This is a genomic window from Micromonospora sp. RTBAU3-60, assembly GCF_054963695.1.
Map to the genome: position 1 here is coordinate 117,524 of NZ_JBUEGB010000019.1, position 24,564 is coordinate 142,087.

Below are 24,564 nucleotides of genomic sequence, written 5' to 3' on the forward strand. Positions count from 1 at the left end.
GGGCGTACGAGGACGCGGAGGTGCTAGGCGGAGAAGGTGACCGGAAGTTCCAGCAGGCCCCGGAACGGCGACGCGGCCGGCAGCCGGCGCACCTCGGCGAGCGGCACGGCGAGCCGCAGCCCGGGCAACCGGCGCAGCAGCGCCCCGAGGCCGATCTGCGCCTCCATCCGGGCCAGCGAGACGCCCAGGCAGTAGTGGACGCCGTGACCGAAGCCGAGGTGCGGGCCGCGCACCCGCCGCACGTCCAGCTGATCGGGGTCGGCGAAGTGCGCCGGGTCGTGGTTGGCCGAGTTGATCACCACGCCGACGATCGACCCGCGCGGGATGCACATCCCCTCGTACTCGACGTCCTCGGTGGCGATCCGCGGGCTGGCCACCGGCAACGGGCCGTCGAACCGGAGCAGCTCCTCGATCGCCGCCGGCAGCAGCTGCGGCGTGGTACGCAGCAGTTCGAGCTGCTCGGGATGGGTCAACAAGGCGAGCGTGGCGTTGCCGAGGAAGTCCGCGGTCGTCTGGTGCCCGGCGAACAGCAACAGGAACGTGGTGGTGACCAGTTCCGCCTCGGACAGCGCCCCCTCCCGGTCACAGGAGTCGATCAGCGCGCCGATGATGTCGTCGGCCGGGTGCGCCCGTTTGGCCTGCATGAGGTCGACGAGGTAGTCGTGCAGCTTCAGCTGGGCCTCCTGCACGGCCGCCCGCTCCTCCTGCGGAGGGCGGCGGGAGGACCCGGAGGTGCGGATCACCTGGGTCCAGTCGAGCACCCGCGTGTGGTCGGCCGCGGGGATGCCGAGCAGCTCGCAGATCACCATCATCGGCAGCGGGATCGCGAACTCGTGCATCAACTCGGCCTGACCCTGCGGGACGATCTTGTCGAGCAGGCCGTCCACGATCTGCGCCACCCGCGGCCGCAGCGCCTCGATCCGGCGCGGCGCGAACGCCTGCGAGATGATCCGGCGCAGCCGGGTGTGCTCCGGCGGGTCCGAGTTGAGCATGTTCTTGTTCAGCCCCTCGGAGTTCGGCCCGAAGAGCCGCAGGTAGTGCTGCCCGGGGCCGTAGAGGTCCTTGGACAGCCGCGGGTCGGTCAGCGCGGTCTTGGCGTCGTCGTACCTGGTGATCAGGTACTGGTCGAAGCGGGGCGAGCTGACCGGACACACGGGCCGGTCGGTCCGTAGCCGCGCGAAGCTGGGATACGGGTCGGCGGCGAACTCGTCGGTGTAGAACTCCGACGCGGGTACGGCCTGCTCGGTCATCTCGTCTCCTCAAGCTCGCTGCCTACGCTGTGCAGCACCTGGTAGGTGTGCCGTTGCGCGGATTCGCGCAGCTCACGGATCATGCGCAGGAGCCGGTCCCGGTGCTCGCTGCGGCCGAACGCGTCCAACCGTTCCCGGTCGGCCCAGTCGCTGATGATCAGATAGCTGCGTGGGTCGTCGGCGTCGCGGACCAGGTCCTGGTGCAGGCAGCCGTCCAGCGTGCGGATCGCCTCGGCGGCCGAGAGCCACTCCGCCTCGAAACGGTCCTCGCAGCCCTCCTTGGTCCGCATCGCGAGCACCGTGCGCACCCTGGTCACTTCGCACCGCCGAAGACCAGGTGCAGGTGCTTGCGGAGCGCGTCGGCGTCGATCGGCTGGCTGCGGAACCCGACGTGCCCGTCCGGGCGGATCAGGTACAGGGCGGTGCCGGTGACGCCGTACGTGGCGCGGAACCCGCCGTCGTCGTCGCGGACCACCGGCGGCGCGAGCAGCCGCGGCGCGGGGGCGTCCGGGCTGAGCAGCAGGTACCCGTCGACCTCCCCGGCGCTCTGGCCGCGGACCTCGGCGTACAGCTTCTCCACCGTGGCCAGCGCCGCGTCGTCGGCGGAGCCGTCCGCGTACACCAGCAGGGTGTGCCGGGTGCCGCGGGTGAGGTCGCGCAGGCGCAGCGGGTGTCCGACGCCCTGCCGGCGCAGGCCGGCGACGTCGGGGGCGCGGTCGCCGGGCCGCGGGCCGGTGCGGAGCGCGTCCGGATCGGTCAGGCACTCGCCGACCAGCGGGCTGTCCGCGTAGCTGAGCAGCATGGACATCTCCTGGAGGAACTGGCGCTTCAGGTCCTCGCGGTCCAGCTCGTCGGTGAACGCCATCCGGACCGCGCGCCCGACGATCTCCTCGCCCTCCGGGCGCCGTTCGGTCTCGTAACTGTCGAGCAGCCCGGGCGCGGCGAGTCCGCGTACCGCCAGGGCCAGCTTCCAGGCCAGGTTCCAGGCGTCCTGGATCCCGGTGTTCATGCCCTGGCCGCCGGCGGGCGGGTGCAGGTGCGCCGCGTCGCCGGCGACGAACACCCGGCCGTCGCGGTAGCGGTCGACGATGCCGTGGCTGATCCGGAACACCGACGACCAGCGCAGGTTCGACGCCCGGGTGCCGGGCGGCGCCAGGTGGTCGAGCGCGGCCTGGACGTCGGCGAGGGTCGGTGCGGCCAGCTCCTCGCTGAACCCGGGCGGGGCGTCCTGGCCGCCGGTCTGGGCGAAGAACCGGGGTGGCGCGAGCGTGGCGATCCGGTACCGGGCCTCGCCGCGCAGCGGGACGCAGACCAGCATTCCGTCCATCCGGCCGTCGGTCTCGTGCAGGAAGCGGAGCAGGTGGCCGTCGGGCATGTCCCAGTCCACGTCGACGTCGCCGAGCATGAACAGCTGCGGGAACCGGCCGAGCCCGCCGGTGAAGGTCAACCCGAGCAGTTCGCGGACCCGGCTGTGCGCGCCGTCGCAGCCGACCAGGTACTTCGCTCGGATCGTCTCCCGGCCGCCGTCGGCGGTCGCGACCGTGGCCAGCACGCCGTCGTCGTCCTGGGTGAACGTGACCAGCTCGGCGCCGCGCTGCGGGCGTACGCCGAGGGTGGCGAGCCGTTCGGTGAGGATCCGCTCGGTCTCGTACTGGGGCAGGCCGAGGTGCGCGTACGGCAGCTCGGGCAGCTCCCAGCTCATCCGGTGGGTCTCCACACCGTTGACGAACACCATGTTGCCGGTCAGCCAGATCCCGGCGTCCATGGCCTCCCGCACGATGCCCTGGTCCTCCCAGAGCTCCATCGTGCGGCAGTGCACGCCGATCGCCTTGTCCGCCTGCCCGGGCGGGGTGGCCAGCTTGTCGATCACCCGGCACTCGATGCCGCGCCGGGCCAGCTCGACGGCGGCGGTCAGCCCGGTGGGTCCCGCCCCGACGACCAGTACGTCCGTTGTCCTGTCCACGTCGGCCTCCCTGCCCGTACTCGGTGCCCATGTGCTCCCGGACTCGGCCGCGACGTGGAAGAGGCGGCGCCGGAAGTCGAGAAGGAACGGTGCGATCGGTCCGGCCTCCTGCTCGGCGTGTGCCGGGTCGCCGATCCAGCGGTAGAACTCGGCTTCGCTGTTCCATTCAGCGAAGATGTGAAAGACGTCCGAGTCGGGCTCGCGCAGCAGGTCCTCGCGCACGTACCCGGGTATCCCGGCCATCCGGGTGAGGACTTCGGCGTACCCGCGCTCGAACTCGGCGAGCCGGGCGGCCGGCACGATGACCTCGACGTCCACGAAGATCGCCGAGCCCGTGCCGTCGGGGTCGCGCATCACCCGGTAGCTGCCCGGTCCGGGCGGCTCGACCAGCGGGCGGACGGCGCCGGCGAAGCGCGCGGCGACGCCCCCGTTCTCGTAGTCGTGCAGGGCCGACTCGTCGGCCCACTCGGTGACGACGACGAACACGCGCGGGTCGGTGGCGTCGAGCAGCAGTTCCTGCCGGAGGTTGCCGGCCAGGCCGGCGATCCGCCCGGCGGCCGTGCGCCACGCCGCCGTCACGGCGGCTTCGCACCCCGGACGCGCGCGCATCCGGACCATCGTTCTGATCATGAGGTCTCCTTCGACGGCCTACGCGGGAGACGGTGGACCTGTCGAGGCCGGCGGGCCCGGACCACCACGACGTCGTCCTGCGCACCCTGCCGGAGTTCGCGTCAACCGGCCGTCACCGGTCGGCGGCGGGAAGTCCGCGACCGGTGACGCCGTGGGGACGGCCCGTCGGGTGGCGGCGGCAGCGTCGGGGACCGACGAGCTAACCGTCCAGTCCGGTACGCAGGACCATGTCCGGGGACCAGCTGAACTGGTATCGGGGGTTGGCGACCGCCTTGGCGAAGGCCGCCGCCGAGGCCGGAGAGCTCACGACGCGCCAGTCCAGTTCCTTGTCCACCTCGAACCAGATGAGGCCGATGATGTCCTTGTGCCGGGGCAGCACCTGGAAGGCCTGCCTGATCCACTCGGCCTTGCGCTTGTGGCCGTCCGAGGCGCCGGTCTCGGTGATGACCATCGGCTTCCTGGTGAAGGCGCGGATCTCCGTGATGGTGGGGTTGAAGATCGCGTCGAAGGAGCGGTAGCGGGAGAAGGCGCCGGTGCCGTAGTAGCCGGTGGCGCCCACCCAGTCGACGTAGTCGTCGCCCGGGTAGACCTCGGAGAGTTTCACGGTCGACCTGCTCCATCGGGCGTTCGGGCTCCACACCCAGATGACGTCGGTGGCTCCGACGGCCTGGAACAGGTCATGCACGTGGCGCCACGCCTTGACGTAGTCGCCCGGCCGGTTGCCGTTGGCCTTCGCGCACCACGGGTACCAGTCGCCGTTCATCTCGTGCGCGAACCGGATGGCCACCGGGTAGCCGAGGGACTTGATGCCTTCCGCCCAGGAGCGCAGGTAGGGATCGAAGTCCCCGCGCGCGATGCGGGACAGGCGGTAGGCCGGCTGGTTGGACCGGATCTTGTCGATCTGGCGGGCGGGCAACCGCTTCCGGCGGGCCGTTTCGTCCAACCGGTAGTCCCAGGGCTCCCAGCCCAGCATCGGCAGCATGCCCCGGTCCTTGATCCGGTCGAAGGGCGCCCGGTCGAACGTGTCGGCCGCCCACCCGGAGCTGAAGAGCATCACCTGCGGCTGGTGTTTCGCGGCCGTCGTGAAGGTGTCCAGCGAGGTGAAGTCGTACGGGCCCTTCTGGGTGAAGGCCCCGATGAACGCCTTTCCCGCCGGCGGGAAGATCTCCACCGCCGGTCGGGGCGGCTCGATCGGTGGATCCGTCGCCACCGCATTGGCTTCGGCGGTCACCACCGAGTCCCGCTGTTCGGTCTTCGCAAGCCGGTCGGACGTGGGCTCGTCCCGGGTTCCGGACGTCGTGGCCGGCGCGACGGCGAAGGCGTAGGTCAGCAACAACGTGCCGATCAACACCGTCACGACCCGTGGAGCGGTCAGCCTTACCATGGCACTTCCCCGTTCTCGGTGCTGCGCACGTCTAGTTGTCGACCGTGGTACGCGGGAGCGAGTCCGGCGACCAGGCGAACTGGTAGCGAGGGTCCGCGACCGCGTCGGCAAACGCCTTCGCCACGGCCGGGGAACTGGCGACCCGCCAGTCGAGTTCCTTGTTCACCTCGAACCAGACGAGGCCGATGATGTCCTTGTACCGGGGCAGCGCCTGGAAGGCGTCTTTGATCCACTCGGCCTTGCGCCCGGTCGCGTCGGTGGCACCGGTCTCGGTGATGACCATCGGCTTCCGGCTGAACGCGCGGATCTCGCTGATGGTAGGGCCGAAGATCGCGTCGAAGGACCGGTAGTCCGTGAAGACCCCCGTGCCGTAGTAGCCGGTGGCGCCCACCCAGTCGACGTAGTCGTCGCCCGGGTAGACGTCGGACAGTTTCACGGTGGACTTGTCCCATCGGGCGTTCGGGCTCCAGACCCAGATGACGTTGGTGGCTCCGACGGCCCGGAACAGGTCATGCACGTGGCGCCACGCCTGGACGTACTCGCCGGGCCGGTTGCCGTTGGTCGCCTCGGACCACGGGTACCAGTCGCCGTTCATCTCGTGGGCGAACCGGATGGCCACCGGGTAGCCGAGGGACCTGATCCCTTCCGCCCAGGAGCGCAGGTAGGGATCGAAGTCCCCGCTCGTGATGCGGGACAGGCGGTAGGTCGGCTGGTTGGACCGGATCTTGTCGATCTCGCGGGAGGGCAGGTTCTTCTCGCGGGCCGCCTGGTCCACCAGGTAGTCCCAAGGTTCCCAGCCCAGCATCGGCAGCAAGCCGCGCTCACTGATCCGGTCGAAGAGCGTCCGGTCGAACGTGTCGGCCGCCCACCCGGAGCTGAAGAGCATCACCTGCGGCTCGTGCTTAGCGGCCGCCGCGAACATGTTCGTCGCGGTGAAGTCGTGCGGGCCCTTCTCGGTCATCAGCCCGATGAACGCCTTGCCGGGCGGCGGGAAGAGTTCCGCAGCCGGGCGCGGCGGCGGGACCGGTGTGTCCGTCGCCATTGCCTTGGCCTCGGCGGGCGCCGGCCTACCCGGCTCGGCCCGCACCAGCCGGCCGGCCGGGCCGTCCTCCCGGCCGCCGGACGCGGTGGTCGGTGCGATGGCGAACGCGTACGTCAGCAGCAACGCGCCGATCAGCACCATCAGCACCCGCGGAAGACTCAACCTCATCATCGGCGAATCCCAGACATCTAATCCTCCAGTTTCGTGCGCGGAAGCATGTCCGGCGACCAGGTGAACTGGTAGCGAGGGTCGGCGACCGCCGTGGCGAAGGCATTCGCCACGGCCGGTGAGCTGACGATGCGCCAGTCCAGTTCCTTCTCCTTGTTCACCTCGAACCAGATGACACCGATGATGTCCGGGTAGCTCGGCAGGGCCCGGAAGGTTTCCGTGATCCACTCGGCCTTACGCCCGTTGGCGTCGGAGGCACCGGTCTCGGTGATGACCAGCGGCTTGCTGCTGAAGGCCCGGATCTCCTCGATGCTCTGCTTGAAGATCGTGTCGAAGGACCGGTACTCCGAGGTGAACACCGTGCTGTAGTAGCCCGAGAGGCCCACCCAGTCGACATACGAATCGCCCGGATAGAACGTGCCGATCTTCTGCGTCGAGTCGTCCCACCTGTTGTTCGGGCTCCACACCCAGGTGACGTTGGTGGCCCCGACGGACCGGAACAGGTCATGTACGTGCCGCCACGCCTTGACGTAGTCACCCGGCTGGTTGCCGTTGACCGACTCGCACCACGGATACCAGTAGCCGTTCATCTCGTGGGCGAACCGGATGGCCACCGGGTAGCCGAGCGACTTGATCCCTTCCGCCCAGGACCGCAGGTAGCCGTCGAAGTCCCCCCGCGCGATGTTGGCCAACCGGTACTGGGCCTGCTCATTGCGTGCCCGGTCGATCTCCTCGGCGGACAGCCCCTTCCTGATGGCCGCTTCGCCCAACCGGTAGTCCCAGGGCTCCCAGCCCAGCATCGGCAGCATGCCCCGGTTCTTGATCTGGTCGAACAGCGTCCGGTCGAACGTGTCGGCCGCCCACCCGGAGCTGAAGAGCATCACCTGCGGCTGGTGCTTAGCGGCCGCCGCGAACATGTTCGTCGCGGTGAAGTCGTGCGGGCCCTTCTCGGTCATCACTCCGATGAACGCCTTGCCGGGCGGCGGGAAGAGTTGCCGAGCCGAGGGCGACCCGGCGGGTTGGGCGACTCCGGCCGGCAGCCCTCGGCCCGGTTCGGTCTTCGTCGCCCGTCCGGACGGGGCATCCTGTCCGCTGCGGGAGGTGGTGGCGAGCGCCGAAGCGGAGGCGTAGGTCAGCAGCGCGCCGATCAACACCATCAGCACCCGCGGCCCGGTCAGCCTCCTCACTGCAGCACCCCCTCAGCCGCCACCCGTGACTTCGGCGGGTGGCGCTCCTCGCCGTCAGCCGCGCGAGCGGCAGGCTCGGCGGGCTCGGCGGGCTTGGCGGGCTCGGCCGTCTCGTCGGGCTGCTCACGGTTGGCCCGGATGTTCGACACGAGCGCGATCAGTGGCGGGACGAGCCCGGTCAGGAGGGTCAGCACCGGCCACACCCGCAGCAGGGGGAAGCTGTTGTCGAGCAGGAAACTCGCGCCGAGCAGGCCGGCGGCGCAGGCTGCCCAGCACAGGTGCAGGCGGAAGGTGCCGAGCGACTCGGTGGTGCGCAGCTTCCCCTTGGCCGTCACCACAAACCCGAGCTTGCGCCGCAGCAGCGCGCCGACGGCCGCGGCCACGTAGACGGGCCCGGCGAACAGCGCCAGGGCCATGCCGACCATGCCGATCTCCTCCCGCTCGTGGGGCGCGATGTTGAAGCGGCGGAGCCAGAGCCACAGCACGAACCAGGTGACGATGCTCGAACCCCACAGCACCGACCACACGGCGGCGTCGACCTTGGTGGAGCTCACCCCGGTGAGCAGGTAGAGGGCCGTGGCGAGGTTGCCCAGCAGCAGGCTGACCGCCACGCTCGGGTAGTAGAACTGGAGCAGGCGGTACTGCCAGCGCCGCCGCGCGCCCAGCTCGCGGGGCGCGCGCAGCTCCGGGCGTACCAGGATCTCGCAGATGCCGGCCGCCCAGCGCTTCTGCTGGTTGAAGTAGTCCGCCCACGACGTCGGGCCCTCCCCGAGGGCCACCACGTCCGGCGTGTAGACGCCCTTCCACTGGTTGCCCGTCTCCGGGTTCACGGCCGAGTGGATCCGGATGCTGGTCAGGTGGTCCTCGATGATCGAGTCCTGGTAGCCGCCGATGGTCCGCCACGCCGCCGGCCGGTAGAGATGGCCGGTGCCGGTGAGCAGCGGGGCGTCCAGGCCGTTCCCGCCCCGCGCGATCAGGCCGTTGTAGAGGTACTGCTGCACCGAGGCGCCGTGCGCGACGAAGTTCTGGTGCATGTTGCCGTAGACCTGCGGCGTGACCACGAAGGCGACGTCCGGGTCGCGGAAGTATCCGAGCGTGCGTTCCAGGAAGTTCGGCAGCGGCACGTGGTCCGGGTCGACGTTGGCGACCACGTCGTACCGGTGCTCGTGTTCGGCCCGCCAGGCGTTGTGGTTGCCCGACTTCGTCCTGGCGCGGAACTCACCGCTCGGCTGGTTGTACTCGGGGCGGCCCTTGCGGCTGAAGTGGTGCACGCCGAGCCGCGCGGCCATCTCCCGCACCGCCGGATCGTCGCCCTCGTCGAGGATCCAGACGTCCACCTGGCCGCAGTACACCAGCTGGCGCAGCCGCCCCAGGGTGCGCTCGACCACGTCGATCGGCTCCTTGCTGGGCACGATGGTGGTGAGCAACGCCACCCGCAGGCCGACCGGCGGGTCGACCGGGACCGGGTCCTTGGCGTAGTAGGCGAACACCCAGACGACCACGTTCTGCGCGAGGCGGATCAGCTCGACCCCGACGACCACGCAGAAGCCGAGCCGGGCCGCCACCGTCTGCCAGCCGCCGAGCCCGAGCACGCCCGATCCGGGTACGTGCTGAGGCAGCAGCAGCCACCCGATGAGCACCAGCCCGGCCGCGCTGTTGACCAGGACGAGCAGCGTCAGGATCAGCCGGGCCGCGGGCGAGGCGACAGGGCGGAACTCGACCGGGGCCCGTGGGTGCCGCGGGGCGACCAGCGGTCCCGCCACCGCCCCGCACTTCGCGTACGCGAGGCGCGCCTTGATGTTCAGCAGGCGACGGTCGGGGCGCTGGCCGGATGACGGCTGAGCCGAGGCGACCGGCGCACGCCTGCCGCCGGGAGTCCCCTCCCCCGCAGCTTCAGACAGACGGGTATCGACAGCGACGCCCACGGTTTCCCCCAAGGGTTCGACTTGCTCGCCACGAACTCGGCGCTGACCGGTCGTGCGCGGCTGATACGGATGGACAGTTCGCAATACGGGTACGGTCAACGGGCTCCGGCGCTCCCCGCCGGCACGGCCACGGTCAGAGATCGGTCCGCTCGTTCACCAGCAGGGCCAGCGTCAGCCCCGTCGGTCGCCAGACCTGCGCCACCTGATATCTGGTGCGCAGCAGCTGTTCCGTCGCCCCGCCGATGCCCTGCACCGGGTCCGTGCGGGCACCGAGCCGGATCACCCACAGCCGCCGCGTGCCGCGCAGGCACCCGGCCACGTCGGTGCACCGGGCGGCCGACTGCCGGCCGTCGACGCGCTGCGGACCGAGCACGTCTCGCGGCCGGCGGTCGGCGGGCAGGTAGTGCGCCACCAGGTTCCGGCCGACCCGCCCGTCGCCGGGGTCCGCGGCGCTGTAGACGACACCGTCGTTGGCCTGCAGGCGGTGTTCGATGACCGCCGCGAGCCGGCGGCTGGCCTGCTGGTGTCCGTCCGGTTCCCGCAGGGCCAGCTGGGCCGGCGCGCCGATCACGGCGATCGCCGCCAGCACGCCGGCGGCCCAGCCCAGCCGGGCCCGGGACAGGGCGGCCGCGCCGAGAATCGCCCACGCCGGCAGCGTGAAGAGCAGGTACTGGGGCAGCCAGATCGGCGCCACCTGGGCGATCAGCAGCAGCGCCAGCGGGGGCACCACCGCCCAGGCGGTGCAGAGGGCGGCGGAGTAGCGCAGCGGGAGGCTGAACAGCGCCAACACGAGCAGCACGGCGCCCAGTGCGGCGACGCCGAACAATTCGCGGGGCGCCGCGGCCAGCATCGGCAGGCTCGGGTGCGCGCTCCGCGCGAGTTGCACGCCGTGCGGCGCGGCGAGCCAGAGCAGCCCGGCCGCGGGCAGCGCGCCCACCGCCGCGGCGGCCAGCCACCGGAGCGTCCGCCCGCGCCGGAAGGCGAACACGGCCCAGCCGTGGCCGGCGAGCAGCAGCAGCGCGACCACGTTGCACAGCCCCAGCAGCACCACCGCGCCGGCGTAGCGCGCGAAGCGCCAGAACCAGGGTCCGTCGATCGCCGACAGCAGGAGCCAGGTGGCGAGCACCGCGGCGAGCATGGTCAGGGCGTACGGCTGGGCCTCCTGCGCGTACCGCGTCGAGGTCGGCAGCAGCGCGAAGATCACCCCAGCCAGGACCCCGGTGGCCGGTGCGAACATCCGGGCCGCGAGTACGCCGACCAGCGCCGCCGCCCCGGTCATGGCCAGCATGGAGGGCGCGCGCAGGGCGAGGTCGGAGGTGCCGAAGGCCTCCGCCCACGCGCGCATCAGCAGGTGGTAGGGCGCTGCACTGGCGTCGCCCGAGTGGAGCATCGACCAGTTGTCCCGCCAGGACGACCTGGCCGCGGCCCAGGTCGCGAGCTCTTCCGTCCGGAGTCCGGGGGCGCCGGCGCCGACGACGCTCAGCGCGCCCATCAGCAGCGCCGGGACCAGCCACGCGACGCTACGCCGCCGCGCGGTGCCGGCCGCCGGGCGACCGGGGGCGGAGGCGGGGGCGCCACGGCCTTCCCCCCAGGGGTCCTCGACGCTGACCTCGGCTGACGCGAGCCGGGGCAGCACCATCGTGTCCGCGTCCTTCATCGTGTCTCACGCATCTCCGTGGATTCCGGCGGTCGAAGCCCAGGCCGCCCGAGAGGGCGGCGTCAGGCAGGTGTCCGCGTGGTGCGCGGATGGAGCAGCGCGACCCGCGCCAGGGGTCCTGGGGCCGGGGCGGCAACTCGCTTCGGAGCTTATTGAGCAAACCTCAGCAGCAGGGACCGAACTTCCTCAAAAGCGGCGAAAGTGGCATACCCGGACGGAGGTGGCAAAACATGCGATGATTGACGCGCGGAGGGGCGGGCTCCCCGGGCCCCGGTCGCTACCGTCCGGGCCTCGCCCGCATCACGGTTGGGCGTAACCGGTCGACAACGGCAGGGAACGATAGCCGGATCAGGCCGGTCTGGTCGATCGGGCGGCTGGTCAGTGCCGGGGGCGGGCCATCGGGGCGAGGCCGAGATCGGCGAGCGCGGCCGCGCCGCGGGCGGCATGGTCGCCGCCGGCGAGCACCATGGTCCGCGCCAACTGGTAGCGGCAACCGGCGGCGGCGAATGCGTCTGCCGTGGCGAGCAACCGCTCCTGGTCGTTGTCGAGCAGCGCTTCGGCCCGCTCCACAATGGCACTGGCGACCGGGTTGCCGGCCACGACGGTCCGGGCCTCGGCGAGGCGGCCGCCGGCGTCAGGGCCCCCGGCGAGCACGGTGGCTTCGGCGCGCAGCGCCACATACCAGTGGAGCCAGATCCAGGTGACCCATTTCCACACCTCACCGGGCTCGGGCGCCATCCGTTCCAACGCCTCCCGTGCCTGCCCATGATGGAGCAGAAGCATCGCGTCGAAGACGGCGCCGTAGCCGTGGGCATGCCCCGGCGGGGTGCCGAGCCGACTCAGGACCGCGTTCCAGACGAGGCGGGCGTCGTGGTCGTCGCGTAGGCCGTGGATCATCGCCACACCGGCCACCGGCCGAGCGAGGACCGAGCTGGCGGGGCTGCCGGCCCGCTGCCACGCTTCGAGGAACCGGGCGCTGCCGGTGAGTACCTCGTCGACGTTGCCCGCGAACGCGTCGACCACCAACAGCCAGCTCGTGGCACGATGTCCCACCTCCGCCAGCAACGGATGATCCGCGAGTTGCCGTGCCCACCGGCGGGCGCCGGGCAGGTCCCCCGCGCCGAGGCTGGCCTCGGCGGCCGCGGCGAGCGCATCGACCAGCTCGTGGGTTCTGGCCGGAGAATCCGGCGTTGCCGAGAGCAGCGCGATCCGGCGCCGCGTCGTGGCCGCGGCGGCGAACGTGTCACCGGCCCAGCTCTGGGCGCCGAGCAGCGCATCGAGCGCGGCGGACTCGGCGAGCGGGTCGCCCGTGCGGTGAGCGAGTTCGACCGCCCGTTCGGCGCGCGCGGTCGTCTCCGGTACGGCGTTGTCGGGTGGGCCCTGCGGGGCACCGAACGCGTCGCTGAGCACCCCGGCCTCGGCCAGCGCCACCGCGGCCTGGGCGGCCGGGTCATCGCCGGCCAACTCCTGGGCCTCTTTGACGAGCGCGATCGCCTCCTCCGGCGGAGGGATCCGTTCGAACTTGCTCCAGTACCGGTACGCGTTGGTGGCGGCGGTCGCCAGGTCGCAGGCGGCACCGGCGGGGTCACCGGACCGGCGGGCGGCGTCCGCGGCCGCGCGGTGGAAGCGGTACATGTCATCACCGCGCATCCGGCATCCGGCCACCGCCGCGGCGTGCCGGAGCATCGATGCGGAGGCGGCCGGGTCGTCCGCGAGCGCGGCCGCCTGCTCGTAGCGATGCTGGGACTCGCCGATGAGCTTGCGGGTGAAGGCCAGCTCCGCCAGGGACCGGGCGAGGCGGTACGCGTCCGCCCGCTGCTCCGGCCGGTCGGCCGCCCATACCAGGGCGGCACGGAGGTCGTCCGCCACCGGGTCGAACCGGGCCCGCCAGTCCTCTCGTCCCGCTGCCAGGTCGACGGCCTCGGCCAGGCACCAGCGAACGTGCCGGGATCGGGCGTCGACCAGCTCACCGGCCTCGGCGAGCCGCTCCATCCCGTACTGGCGGATGGTCTCTAGCGCCCGGTACTCGGTCCCGCGCGGGGACGCCGTCACCACCAGCAGGCTCTGCTCGGCGAGCCGGGCGAGTCCGTCGGCGACAACGCCCGCCTCGGATCCGGCCACCTCCGCGGCCGCCTCGACGGTGAACGGCGCCACGAACACCGACACCCGACGCAGGAGCGCCCGATCGGCCGGCTCCAGCAGGGCGTGGCTCCAGTCCAGCGCGGTTCGCACCGAGCGGTGCCGGTCGTCGGCTCGGGAGCCACCGGCGAGCATCCGGAGCGGGTCGGACAGGCCGGCGGTGAGGCCGTCGAGTCCGAGTGTGGGCCACCGGGCGGCGGCCAGCTCGATCGCCAGCGCCACGCCATCCAGCCGCGTACAGATCGAGGCGATGTTGTCGCGCAGGGCAGGATCCGGGGGCCGGCCGACCGCCGCCGCCCGGTCCAGGAACAACGCGACCGCGTCCGACTCCCCGTCGCCAGCCAGCGACAGCGGCGGGACCGGGTACACCCGTTCGAACGGCACCATCAGCCGGGCCCGGCTGGTCGCCAGCACCGTCAGTCGAGGGCACGCCGCGAGCAGCCGCTCGAGAAATGGCGCCACCCCGTCCCGTACCTGCTCGCAGTTGTCCAGCACCAGCAGGGCGTGCCGGTCGGCCAGCGCGGCGACCACCGACTCGGCCATGCCCCGGCCGGGCTGCTCGCCGAGGCCGAGCGCGCCGGCGACTGCGGCCGCAACCATGCCCGGGTCGGTGGTCGGGACCAGATCGACGGACCACACCCCGTCGGGGTACTCGCCGGCTGCCTCCGTGGCCACCGTCAGCGCGAGCCGGGTCTTGCCCACTCCACCGTGACCGACCGCGGTCACCTGCCGGTGCGTCTTGATCATCTCGGTCAGCTCGGCCCGCTCCCGCAGCCTGCCGATGAACGAGGTCAGCGGCGCCGGCAGGATCGGTGCGGGGTGTGACCGGTCGGCGCGAACCAACTCGGACGCGCGCTCGGCGAGCGCCCGCCGATCCGCCACCTCCAGCTTGCGCAGCAGCGAGGAGACGTGGCTCTCCACGGTACGCACCGAGATGAACAGCCGCGCCGCGATCTCGGCGTTGCTGAGACGCTCCCCCACCAGCGCCAGCACCTCGGCTTCCCGCGCCGAGATGTCCACCGTCGTCGCCACGGCCCCATTCTCCCGTAGGCCCTCCGTGCTTCTGTCCGTGGGCGGTTCCGTGGTCGCCACGGATGCGGGTCGGACGCGCCGGAGGAAATGCTGTGAGCGCTTCCCGATCGGGTTGAGCCCGACAATCCCGTCACACCGGGTCGAGGTGACCCACGGCTTCAAGGAGTGATCATGACCGACTCTGCTATCCAGGGAATCAAGACCGTGCTGCATCCCGTGTCCGACCTGGCAAAGGCCAAGGCGGTGTACGCCGCCCTGCTCGGCGTACCCCCGCAGACCGACGAGTCCTACTACGTCGGCTTCGAGGTCGCGGGCCAGCACATCGGGCTGGTGCCGGGCGGTGGACCGCAGGGCATGACCTCACCGGTGGCCTACTGGCATGTGCCGGACCTCGAGGCGAAGCTGGCCGAGGTCGCCGCGGCGGGTGCCACCGTGCAGGAGCCCACGCGCGACGTCGGTGGTGGCCGCCTGGTGGCCACCGTCGCCGACCTCGACGGCAACGTCCTCGGGCTGCTTCAGGACCGGTGAGTGCCGGCCCCGATCCCGCGCTCAGCGTCCTCGCGACCCCGGGCATCGGCTCACCGACGACCACCTGAACGTCCCCACCCGGCAGGTCGCCGGGCCTGGGTTGCTCATTGTCAGAGGAGTTCCCAATGAACTGGAACAAGTGGGTTCGGCAGACCCACCGCTGGCTGGCCATCGCCTTCACGGTGACCGTCATCGTCACCTTCGTCGCCCTGGCACAGGAGGAGCCGTTGGTCTGGGTGTCCTATGTGCCGCTGCTCCCGCTCGCCTTGCTCCTGCTCACCGGTCTGTACCTGTTCGTGCTGCCGTACGCCATCAGGCGGCGTAGCAGGCGAAGCATCGCTCGCGCGAAATGACCGCGGCGTCGACGGGCCACCCGGCAACTCGCGAGGCCAACCAGTCCTACCGCGAGGTGCTGCGCAACCGCCGGGTGGCCGGCCTCCTGCTGGGTGATCTGCTCGCCAACGTCGGTACCGGCATGATCCTCGTAGCCATGCCCGTGCAGACGCTCGCCATCCACGGCAACGTCCCGAAGGCCATCGCTGTCGGCATGGTCGAGGCGGCCCCGTTCGTCCTGTCCACCGCCCTGGCGCTGGCCATCGGGCTGGGGCGAGTGCGGATACCGCCGCGTACGCTCTTGGTCGCCGACTGCCTGCTGCGTTCACTGACCTTCGCGTGCCTCGGCCTCCTTGCGTTGACCGACCACCTCACGCTTCCTGTTCTCCTCGTCGGGTTGTTCCTGGGCGCGGCCTTCCGGATGGCCGGATCAAGCAGTCGGCGTCTACTGGCCACGTCGATGGTGGACGACACGGGTCGGTTCGCCGTCAATGGTCTGCTCGGCCTCAACGCCACGTTCGCGCTGTACATCGTGGGCCCGGTCCTCGGTGGCGTGATCGTCGCGTCCACGAGCCCTGCCGTCGCCCTCTTCTTCGACGCCAGCGGCGCGCTGATCCTGCTGGCCGCCGTCGTCACCTCGGTCCCCCGAGTCCTTCGGGAGCAGGCAGCGACCCGACATCCACCCTCTGGTGAGTCGGGCTGGCGGATTCTGCGTCGACGTCCGGTGGCCGCCCGTCTGCTGGTCGTCGAGTTCTTCTTCAACTTCCTCTACATGCCGACCGAGATCGCCCTACCGCTCTTCGTACGCGGGACGCTGGACGTGGACGCAACCGGCCTCGGCCTCATGTGGGGCGCGTTGGGCGTTGGCGCGTTCGTCGGTGCCGCGCTGGTAAACCAGATGCGGAACCTTCCGCAACGTCATCTCCTCATCGCGATCATCGCGTTGTGGGCCTTTTGTCCGATCGCGCTGGCTTCTGCCGGAAGCCTGACCGTCGCGATGATCGTGTTCGGACTTGGCGGCTTGGTGTGGGCGCCGTTCACGCCCATCGCCTACAGCTTCCTGCAGTCCGGCGTTGCGGCCGACGAACAGCAGCAGGTGGTAACGCTCTGGACGACCGGCTCAATGGTGGCCGCCCCGCTCGGCCTGATGATCGGCGGTCCCCTTGTCGAACTGGCCGGAGCTGGCGGTGGGTTGGTGTTGTCCGGCGGGCTGACCCTGCTGCTGGTCCCGATCGCGGCCTTCGCCGTTCTGCGACGGCCCCCAGACCTGCACGCCGTCCGTGGCTGACCAGGATGATCATGTTGGCTGTTGCCGAAGGCGCAGGTCAGGGCTAGCCTTCTGAACATGTTTGGACAGGTGCTCAAGCTGAAGCACGAGCGGGTCGTCGAGCAGCTCGCCCGGGAGATCCGAGGTGGCCGGCTCGCCCGTGGCGCCCAACTGCCCGGCGAGCACGCGCTCGCGACCCGGTTCGATGTGAGCCGGAACACCGTCCGTCAGGCCCTCACCGAGCTCAGCCGCAGAGGGCTGATCGAGACCCGCTCCGGCAAGGGTTCGTTCGTGACCTTCGACGGCCGGACGATCGACGACCGGCTGGGCTGGTCCCGGGCCCTGGCGGAACAGGGCGTCCCGACAACCGTACGCGTCCTGCGCCTCGAGCTGGTCCACGAGCCCGAGCTGGCGGAGCGGTTCGACCTGCCGTCCGCCGAATGCGTCGCGGTCGACCGGCTCCGGTCGCTCGACGGAGGCGCGGCGATCTCGATCGAGCGGAGCCGGATCCCGGCCGTCGGCCCGTTGCGCGAGCTACCCGAGCAGGGCCTCACCGGGTCCCTGTACACGGCGCTGCACTCGGCCGGCCTCGTGCCGACGCAGGGCGAGGAGTGGGTGGAGCTCGCCGAGGTCACGCAGTCGGACGCACAGCTGCTCGACTGCACCGCCGGCAAGCTTTTTCTGCGCACCCGCCGGCTGAGCCGGGACGCGCGCGGTGAATTCGTCGAGCACGTGGAGAGCCTGCTGGACCCGGCCCGGTTCCGCCTGCACCTGCGCTTCGGGGAGGCGCCGGAATGAGTGCCCCGACTCCGGCCCGGTCCGCGACGATCGAATCGCGGGCGGTCGCGGCCCTGAGCGGGCTCGCCGTCGGCGACGCGCTCGGCATGCCGACCCAGTCCATGCCACGAGAGCGGATCCTCGCCCGCTACGGCCGGTTGACCGGTTTCGAGCCGGGGCCGGCGGACCAGCCGATCGCGCCCGGGATGCCGGCCGGGTCGGTGACGGACGACACCGAGCAGGCGCTGCTGCTCGCGCGGCTTCTGCTCGACGGCCGGGGCCGCGTCGACGGCCACCGTCTCGCCCGCGAGCTGCTCGCGTGGGAGGACGACATGCGCCGGCGCGGCTCACTGGACCTGCTCGGCCCGTCGACCCGGGCCGCGGTCGCCGCCGTGGCCGCCGGCCGCCCGCTCGAGGAAGCCGGCCGGTTCGGGACGACCAACGGGGCGGCGATGCGGATCGCCCCGGTCGGGGTCGCCGTACCCGCGACCGACTTGGACCGGCTCGTCGACCGGGTCGTCGAGGCGAGCTGGGTCACCCACAACACCGGCGTTGCCCTGGCCGGCGCCGCCGCCGTCGCCGCCGCGGTCAGCGCCGGTCTGGACGGCGCGGACACCGCGACCGCGACCGCGACCGCCGTACGGGCGGCGCAGCTCGCCGCGGGGCGGGGCAACTGGGTCGCGGCGGCGGACATCCCGGCCCGGATCGCCTGGGCCACCGACCTGGTCGCGGGACGGACGCCGGAGGCGGCGGCCGATCTGATCTACCGCCTGGTCGGGACGAGTGTGGCAACCCAGGAGTCCGTTCCGGCGGCCTTCGCGGTGCTCGCCGTGCACCCCGACGACCCGTGGCAGGCCTGCCTGCTGGCCGCGGGTCTCGGCGGCGACACCGACACGATCGCCGCCATGGTCGGCGCCATCGCCGGCGCCGGCCACGGTGTCGCGTCCTTTCCGGACACCGCGCTGGAAACGATCGAGAAAACCAACCACCTCCCATTGGCAGAACTGGCGACACGCCTGCTCGCCCTCCGTCAGCCCCGCTGACGCCGGAACGCAGGGAAAGGCAGGACGACGATGTCCACGACGGAACTGGCCGGCACGAGCCCGGCCGACACCAACCGGGTCGGTGCCATCGAGACCAGAGGCATCGAACCGGTGCCCCCCGCCGAGCGTACGGGCCGTCCGGGCCAGCTCTTCTGGGTCTGGTTCGCGGCCAACATCTCCATCCTGGGACTGCCGCTCGGTGCCACCCTGGTCGCGCTGCGCGGCATGAACATCTGGCAGGCGCTGCTGGTGGCCGCGATCGGCTCCTTCGGCTCCTTCGCCCTGGTCGGCTTGATCAGCGTGGCCGGGAAGTGGGGCGGCGCGCCCAGCATGACGCTGTCCCGCGCGGTCTTCGGACCCCGCGGCAACCACGGGCCGACGGTGGTGTCGTGGCTGTCCCGGGTCGGCTGGGAGACGGTCAACACGACGACCGCCGCGTACGCGCTGCTGGCGCTGCTGAACATCGCGTTCGGGCTCAAGGCGAACCCGGTGCTGACGGTAATCTGCCTGCTGGCCTTCGTGGCGCTCACCCTGGTCGTCTCGGGCCTGGGGCACGCCACGCTGGTGTGGATCCAGCAGTGGGCGACGTACGTCTTCGGCGCGTTGAACGTCGTGGTCGCCGCGTTCCTGATCACGCGGGTGAACTGGCAGGCCGTGCTCGACGCCCCGGCCGCCCCGCTGAGCGTCGTCATCGCCGGGATCGGCGTGATCGCCGCCGGCACCGGCATCGGCTGGGCGAACGCCGGTGCCGACATGGCCCGCTACCAGCACCGGAACGTTTCGGGCGGGCGGATCGTCGCGGCCGCCTCGGCCGGCGCCGGAATCCCGCTGTTCCTGCTCATCGGGTTGGGTGGGCTGCTCTCGGCCGGCGACGGCCACCTGGCCTCCGCCAGCGACCCCGTGTCGGCGATCCAGGTGATGCTTCCGTCCTGGATGGCGGTGCCGTACCTGCTCGCGGCGTTCGGCGGTCTGCTGCTCTCCAACAACCTCTCGGTCTACTCCGCGGGCCTGACCATGATCACCCTCGGCATCCGGACCCGCCGGGTGGTGGCCGTGGGCCTGGACATCGTGCTCACGCTGGCCGGTGGGATCTACTTCATGCTGATCGCCGGCAACTTCTACGGACCGTTCATCACCTTCATCTCGCTGCTCGCGGTGCCGATCACCGCGTGGGTCGCGGTGTTCCTGGCCGACATGCTCCTGCGGCGCGAGTACGACCCACGCGGACTGATGGACACCACCCGTACCAGCGTCTACTGGTACCAGGGCGGCATCCGCTGGGCGGCCCTGCTGCCGTGGCTGGCCGGTACCGTCTTCGGTCTGCTCTTCACCACGGCCTCGACCTCGCCGGACGACGTCTGGTTCAGCGGTCCGCTCGCGAACTCCTGGCTGGGCACGAACGGCCTCGGTTGGGTCGCGGCCTTCCTCGTCGCCGGTGCCCTGTACCTGCTGCTCGCCGTGGCGGGCGCCCGGCGCGGGGGCGAGGCGGGGCGGCTCGGCTCCGCCCGGCCGGCGGGGAACGCGCCGGCCGGCGACCGGACCGCCGCGGAGGCACGGCCGTGACCGCGCGGCCGGCACGGCTGGTGCACACCGGCAACGTCGTCATCGACGTGGTGATGTACCTGCCGCGGCTGCCGGAGGTCGGCGGGGACGTGCTCGCCTCCGGCAGCCGGATCACCGCCGGGGGCGGGCTCAACGCCATGGTGAGCGCCGCACGCCAGGGCCTGCCCGTGGCGTACGCCGGGATGCACGGCAGCGGACCGTTCGCCGACCTGGCCCGCGAGCAGCTGGCCCAGGCCGGCGTCGAGCTCGTGCAGCCGCCGCTACCGGAGGTCGACACCGGGTTCAGCGTCGCGCTGATCGACCCGGCCGGGGAGCGCACGTTCGCCACCAGCGTCGGCGCGGAGGCCCGGCTCGGGTCGACGGACCTGGCCCGGATCGACCTGCGCCCCGGCGACGTCGTGTACGTCTCCGGCTACAGTCTGGCGTACCCGTCCAACGGCCCGGCGCTGGCGGCCTGGCTGCCGACGGTCCCCCCGGAGGTCACCGTCGTGGTCGACCCCGGCCCACTGGTCGCCGAGATACCCGGGTCCGTCCTGACGTCCGCGCGGGAACGTGCCGACTGGTGGAGTTGCAACGAACGGGAGGCGCGGATCCTCACCGATCACGCCGATCCGGAGGCGGCCGCCGCGTCCCTGGCGGCGGGCACCGGGCGGGCCGGCGTGGTGGTCCGTACCGGGCCGCAGGGCGCCGTCCTCGCTGCGGCCGGCCGGGCCGTGCGCGTGCCGGCGTTCCCGGTGACCGTCGTGGACACCAACGGCGCCGGCGACGCCCACGTCGGCGCCTTCATCGCCGCCCTGGTGAGCGGTCTCGACCCGGTCGAGGCCGTCCGTCGTGCCAACGCCGCCGCGGCGTTGGCCGTCACGCGGCAGGGGCCCGCGACCGCCCCGACCGCCGTGGAGGTCGACGAGTTGCTGGCGGGGCGCGCGATCCGGTGACCGCCCTGCCGGGTGCCGGCTCAGCCATTGTCGGCCTCCCCCCGGTCTGCGGTGTGGTGTGAGGTCGGAGGCGGGCCTGGATGAGGGAGCGTGTCAGCAGACCAGCCGACCGCAGACACAATCGATCGACGCGGGTTAGCATCCCTCGATTGGTCCATTCAGGACGTTCGGGGAGAGTGTGTTTTGCGTAGAAGAGCGATCTTCAAGGCCGCCGCCGCAGCCGCCGCAGCCGCTCCGGCCGCCGCACTGCTCGGCGAGGCGCCGGCGCAGGCGTACGCCAGCTACGACGTGGCCGTCTGCGAGCAGTACCACAATCAGATCCAGATCTACCCGTCCAGCTCGGCCTGGAGCACCTCGACGCTCAAGTGGAGCTTCAGCCCGGGCACCGCGAACGGCTGGTCGAACCTCTCCGACGTCAAGTTCCGCAACACCGCGGCGTTCGGCGTGGTCGCCCTGGTCACCGCTTCCGGCGGCAAGGTCGGCATCGTGAACAAGACCACCGAGGCGGCGCAGGAACTCAACGACCTCCTCTGGTACGCCACGCCGGGCAACAACCCGCACGCGATCGAGCGCATCCCGAACATCGGCGCGATCGTCGTGGCGTCCTCCGGCGGCTACCTCTATCTCTACGGCCCCACTGCGATCAGCGACCCGAGCACCCTGGCGCTGGTCCAGACCATCTCCTTCCCCGGCGCGCACGGCGTCTGGTGGGACGACGTCTCCGGCAAGCTGTGGGCGATCGGCCAGGACTACGCCCGGGTCTACACCGTGTCCGGGACCTACCGCAGCACGCGGCTGTCCCTCTCCCGGTCGATCTCGATCGGCGCGCATCTGGGGCACAGCCTGGACGCCAGCTACTCCGACAGCAACCTCATGCTGGCCACGGACGGCAGCAAGGTGATGACCATCAACAAGACCACGTACGCCGTGACCCAGACCTATCCCGACAACTCGGTGAAGTCATACTCGCAGCACAGCTCCGGCGAGCGGTTCTGGGTGCAGGCCACCGGGGCGACGTACCACGGGGACACCCGGAACTGGGTCAGCCCGACGGTGCAGTTCTTCGACTCCGCGGGCGCCAAGTCGTTCACCCGCTCCCTGTCGTACGGGGCGGAGTTCTACAAGGCACGCCTGTACGACGTGGCCTTCCACTGACACTCATCCATCAGCCACCGAGCGGGAATCCGCCCGTCAAGGACGGCCTTCGGGGCCACTCCCCTGTCACAGGAAACCGCGACGCGGGTAGCGATCCTGGTGGTTGACGGCTGCCGACCGTTCCACCGAGATCGCTCCCCGCGTCGCTCTGGGCTCGACGAGATCAACGCCTTCGCGAACTCCGGACGATGAGCTACCCGTGATCGCCTTCCTGGTTCTTGAACTGGCCGTCCCCGCGACATCCAACCCGGACCCGGGGGTGGTGCCAGCACCACCGGCGATGCGGGAGTCAGCACCGCTGACCCGACGGCCGGGACGGCGCAGAGTTTGATCCGTCCGGCCCGTCACGTCACGAGCGGCGCAGCCGACGGTTGTCGGTCGCAGAACTCGGCCGATCGGGCCGGGTGGTTGAGCGCGGGACGCCGTGGTCAACGGGACGACCAGCTGACACGAGAAGGCAGGGAAGCGACATGCCCACGACCGTCGACAACTCGTCAACCCCGCCCGCCACCGGCGCACCGCCCGAGCACCTGGCCGGTCGGACCCGCATGCGGCGGCAACTGCGCTGGGCGGTGCCGCTGCTCCTGGCGGCGGTTGCGTTCGTCGGGTACGCGCTGCCGCCTTATGTGACGCTGGACCCGGGACGGTCCCGGCTGCCTGTCCCGCAGGACTACCCGCAGTACTACCCGCTGCTGGTGGCGCACATCCTGTTCGGCTCGGTGGCACTGCTCGCCGGCTGTTTCCAGGTCTGGCCATGGTTCCGCCGCCGCTACCCGACCGCGCACCGGTGGATCGGCCGGGCGTACTTCTTCGCCGGAGTCTTCCCCGCGGGCATCGCCGTGTTGGGCGTCGCCCCCTTGAGCAGCACCGGCTTCGTCTCACAGGTCGGCAACACCATGCTCGCGGTCCTCTGGCTCGCCACCTCGATCGCCGGATACCGGATGGCACGACAACGCCGATTCGTCGAGCACCGCCGGTGGATGATCCGCAGCTTCGCCCTGACCACATCGATCGTGCTGAACCGGGCGTGGCTGATCCTCTTCGTCATCCTGCTGCTGCCCCACGTCGACACGACCTACGGCGGCGATCAGGACGCGATGATCCGGGCAGCGGCCGGCGCCAGCGTCTGGATGAGCTGGGTGGTCAACCTGCTCGTCGCAGAGTGGTGGCTGGAACGCGGCGACGCCCGCCGCCGGACCCGCCGCACCGGCCAAGCCGCCGGCCGCCGCGCGGCCTGACAACCGGGGAACCGGGCCGGCCCAACGCCAGGGAGCGGCCCGACCGACCCCGGGCGGGATCCGCGTCGTTGCGCCCAGCGCGACGCGGCCCCGGAGCGACGGCGCCAAGCATCACGAAAACTTGTCCGCCTCTTTCATCGCCTTCTCGTACTCCTTGTTGGCGGCGTTCAACTTCTCCTTGAGTTTGCCTATGGCGGCCTGACGTGTCTCGATAGTTTTGCCAGGCTTCACCTCGTCCAACAGCGCCCTCACCGAGGGTGTATTCATGGCTGGAGTAAACGGTTTTTGAGGGTCCAACAGATGCTCGACATAGTTGAGCGTCATCGAGATCGTTCTCGCCTTCTCCATGGCTGCCAGAAGCCTGTTCTGCGCTTCCTGTTCCTCAGGGCTGAGGGCTACTTCGTCTGAATCCGAGTCCATGACCACTCATCCTTACTATGAGGATCGTTCGCCGGCCAAAGCAGTTGAGCTATCGTCCCATTTTAGAGCAATTTGGCCGGATCCACGCAACGACAGGCCTGACGACGAATGCAGGCGGGCAGCGGCAGCGGCAGCGTCAAGGCTGACCGACTTGATTAGGAATCATCAGTGATCATAGATTGGCCGTGTGGAACTTCCTCGACTCTCAAAGCCGTGCAGCGTCTCGGTGTGCCCCTCTGACGCTGGGTGTGTGGGTTGACTCGGTTGAGATTCGGGTGACGTGGGTCGGGCGTAAGCGCTGGTTCTCCGGCATCGGTGTTGTCGAGGCGATGGGTCGGTGAGCGGGAAGGTGCCGCTGGGCGAAGGCGAGATCTTCCGCACCGCGTGTGCCGTCGGCCTGGTTCGAGCGGGTGTGGACGAGGAGACCGGTGAGGTCCTGCCTCAGGCGGTGCTTGCGCAGCGTATCGGCTGGTGCGTCGACCTGGTGGCGGGGATGGTCTCCGACCTGTTGGCGGAGCGCTGGAATCCCGCGGATGTGGAGATGCTCGCCTCCGGTGTGGACGCCGGCGGCCGGAAGCTTCCGTCGAACGCCTGGATGGCGCTGCGACGCTTGGGCTGGACGGTCGCCACGGCCGAGGGTGTGAAGGTCAACGACCGGATCGTGCGCATGGCCCAGGAACAGGCGGGACGCATTCTGCGTTCGGCGTGGTGGCGTGCAGGCCTGGCCGCCGGTGTGTTGGCGACGTGGCCGGCCGATCCGCGTCAGCGCACCGCGCAGGAGTGGGAGCAGGTACGCAAGGCGGTTCCGGGCGGGGAGCATCTACCGTCCAGCATTATCAAGTCCCGCACCCGGCAGGCCGCCAGGTTCCTTGCTGTCAATGGGCGGCTGCCGGTGGATGTGTTCGAGCTTGAAGGCGTCCCAAGGGTG

20 protein-coding genes are annotated in these 24,564 nt (G+C 71.0%); 10 read left to right on the forward strand and 10 right to left on the reverse strand.

The features are described 5' to 3' along the window. Nucleotides 1–23: 23 nt before the first annotated feature. The 9 genes from ACY34I_RS20430 to ACY34I_RS20470 form a co-directional block, all read right to left on the reverse strand. Complete coding sequence (locus tag ACY34I_RS20430) at nucleotides 24–1,250, reverse strand: cytochrome P450 family protein (protein WP_462756577.1); 1,227 nt, start codon at nucleotides 1,248–1,250, stop codon at nucleotides 24–26. After that, nucleotides 1,247–1,540 carry a putative quinol monooxygenase gene (locus ACY34I_RS20435; RefSeq protein WP_462756578.1) on the reverse strand — a complete coding sequence of 98 codons (294 nt, stop codon included), beginning with the start codon at nucleotides 1,538–1,540 and terminating at the stop codon, nucleotides 1,247–1,249. The genes ACY34I_RS20430 and ACY34I_RS20435 overlap by 4 nt, the downstream gene beginning before the upstream one ends. Before the next feature lie 23 nt (nucleotides 1,541–1,563). Beyond that, the gene (locus ACY34I_RS20440; protein ID WP_462756580.1) at nucleotides 1,564–3,843 is read right to left on the reverse strand and encodes an FAD-dependent monooxygenase; all 2,280 of its coding nucleotides are present in this window, start codon (nucleotides 3,841–3,843) and stop codon (nucleotides 1,564–1,566) included. Nucleotides 3,844–4,042: 199 nt separating this feature from the next. Next, the gene (locus ACY34I_RS20445; protein ID WP_462756581.1) at nucleotides 4,043–5,200 is read right to left on the reverse strand and encodes a glycoside hydrolase family 26 protein; all 1,158 of its coding nucleotides are present in this window, start codon (nucleotides 5,198–5,200) and stop codon (nucleotides 4,043–4,045) included. 58 nt (nucleotides 5,201–5,258) lie between these two features. Further along, nucleotides 5,259–6,440: a glycoside hydrolase family 26 protein gene (locus tag ACY34I_RS20450; protein WP_462756584.1), complete on the reverse strand. Its 1,182-nt coding sequence runs from the start codon at nucleotides 6,438–6,440 to the stop codon at nucleotides 5,259–5,261. 17 nt (nucleotides 6,441–6,457) lie between these two features. Further along, nucleotides 6,458–7,624 carry a glycoside hydrolase family 26 protein gene (locus ACY34I_RS20455; RefSeq protein ID WP_462756586.1) on the reverse strand — a complete coding sequence of 389 codons (1,167 nt, stop codon included), beginning with the start codon at nucleotides 7,622–7,624 and terminating at the stop codon, nucleotides 6,458–6,460. Next, nucleotides 7,621–9,387 carry a glycosyltransferase family 2 protein gene (locus tag ACY34I_RS20460; RefSeq protein WP_462756588.1) on the reverse strand — a complete coding sequence of 589 codons (1,767 nt, stop codon included), beginning with the start codon at nucleotides 9,385–9,387 and terminating at the stop codon, nucleotides 7,621–7,623. The genes ACY34I_RS20455 and ACY34I_RS20460 overlap by 4 nt, the downstream gene beginning before the upstream one ends. 295 nt (nucleotides 9,388–9,682) lie before the next feature. After that, a complete protein-coding gene (locus ACY34I_RS20465) occupies nucleotides 9,683–11,206 on the reverse strand; it encodes a glycosyltransferase family 39 protein (RefSeq protein ID WP_462756589.1) in 1,524 nt (507 codons plus the stop codon). A 378-nt stretch (nucleotides 11,207–11,584) separates the two neighbouring features. Next, a complete protein-coding gene (locus ACY34I_RS20470; RefSeq protein ID WP_462756590.1) occupies nucleotides 11,585–14,377 on the reverse strand; it encodes an ATP-binding protein in 2,793 nt (930 codons plus the stop codon). A gap of 171 nt (nucleotides 14,378–14,548) precedes the next feature. On the opposite strand from ACY34I_RS20470, the gene ACY34I_RS20475 reads away from it, so the two are divergent. The 9 genes from ACY34I_RS20475 to ACY34I_RS20515 all read left to right on the forward strand — a co-directional run bounded on the left by ACY34I_RS20475 (nucleotide 14,549) and on the right by ACY34I_RS20515 (nucleotide 23,216). Beyond that, nucleotides 14,549–14,905 carry a VOC family protein gene (locus tag ACY34I_RS20475; protein WP_462756591.1) on the forward strand — a complete coding sequence of 119 codons (357 nt, stop codon included), beginning with the start codon at nucleotides 14,549–14,551 and terminating at the stop codon, nucleotides 14,903–14,905. A gap of 125 nt (nucleotides 14,906–15,030) precedes the next feature. Continuing rightward, nucleotides 15,031–15,258, forward strand: a complete 228-nt coding sequence (locus tag ACY34I_RS20480) for a hypothetical protein (RefSeq protein WP_462756593.1) — start codon at nucleotides 15,031–15,033, stop codon at nucleotides 15,256–15,258. Beyond that, nucleotides 15,255–16,526: an MFS transporter gene (locus tag ACY34I_RS20485; protein ID WP_462756594.1), complete on the forward strand. Its 1,272-nt coding sequence runs from the start codon at nucleotides 15,255–15,257 to the stop codon at nucleotides 16,524–16,526. Before ACY34I_RS20480 ends, ACY34I_RS20485 begins: the two co-directional genes overlap by 4 nt. Nucleotides 16,527–16,583: 57 nt before the next feature. Continuing rightward, nucleotides 16,584–17,303, forward strand: a complete 720-nt coding sequence (locus ACY34I_RS20490; protein WP_462756596.1) for a GntR family transcriptional regulator — start codon at nucleotides 16,584–16,586, stop codon at nucleotides 17,301–17,303. Beyond that, entirely contained in the window at nucleotides 17,300–18,325 is a 1,026-nt protein-coding gene (locus tag ACY34I_RS20495) for an ADP-ribosylglycohydrolase family protein (protein ID WP_462756597.1), read from the forward strand. The genes ACY34I_RS20490 and ACY34I_RS20495 overlap by 4 nt, the downstream gene beginning before the upstream one ends. 30 nt (nucleotides 18,326–18,355) lie before the next feature. Then, nucleotides 18,356–19,888, forward strand: coding sequence for a purine-cytosine permease family protein (locus ACY34I_RS20500; RefSeq protein ID WP_462756599.1), 1,533 nt, complete (start codon nucleotides 18,356–18,358; stop codon nucleotides 19,886–19,888). Beyond that, nucleotides 19,885–20,823 carry a PfkB family carbohydrate kinase gene (locus tag ACY34I_RS20505; RefSeq protein ID WP_462756600.1) on the forward strand — a complete coding sequence of 313 codons (939 nt, stop codon included), beginning with the start codon at nucleotides 19,885–19,887 and terminating at the stop codon, nucleotides 20,821–20,823. Before ACY34I_RS20500 ends, ACY34I_RS20505 begins: the two co-directional genes overlap by 4 nt. Nucleotides 20,824–21,006: 183 nt before the next feature. Further along, nucleotides 21,007–21,978, forward strand: a complete 972-nt coding sequence (locus tag ACY34I_RS20510) for a hypothetical protein (protein ID WP_462756601.1) — start codon at nucleotides 21,007–21,009, stop codon at nucleotides 21,976–21,978. A 470-nt stretch (nucleotides 21,979–22,448) separates the two neighbouring features. Next, the gene (locus tag ACY34I_RS20515; protein WP_462756602.1) at nucleotides 22,449–23,216 is read left to right on the forward strand and encodes a DUF2306 domain-containing protein; all 768 of its coding nucleotides are present in this window, start codon (nucleotides 22,449–22,451) and stop codon (nucleotides 23,214–23,216) included. A 111-nt stretch (nucleotides 23,217–23,327) separates the two neighbouring features. Here ACY34I_RS20515 and ACY34I_RS20520 read toward each other — a convergent pair whose 3' ends face one another. Next, nucleotides 23,328–23,636 (reverse strand): hypothetical protein, encoded by a 309-nt coding sequence (locus ACY34I_RS20520; protein ID WP_462756603.1) that lies wholly within the window; start codon nucleotides 23,634–23,636, stop codon nucleotides 23,328–23,330. Nucleotides 23,637–23,973: 337 nt separating this feature from the next. Between ACY34I_RS20520 and ACY34I_RS20525 the strand changes: the two genes are divergently transcribed. Further along, a partial coding sequence (locus ACY34I_RS20525; protein ID WP_462756604.1) for a hypothetical protein occupies nucleotides 23,974–24,564 on the forward strand: 591 nt, incomplete at its 3' end.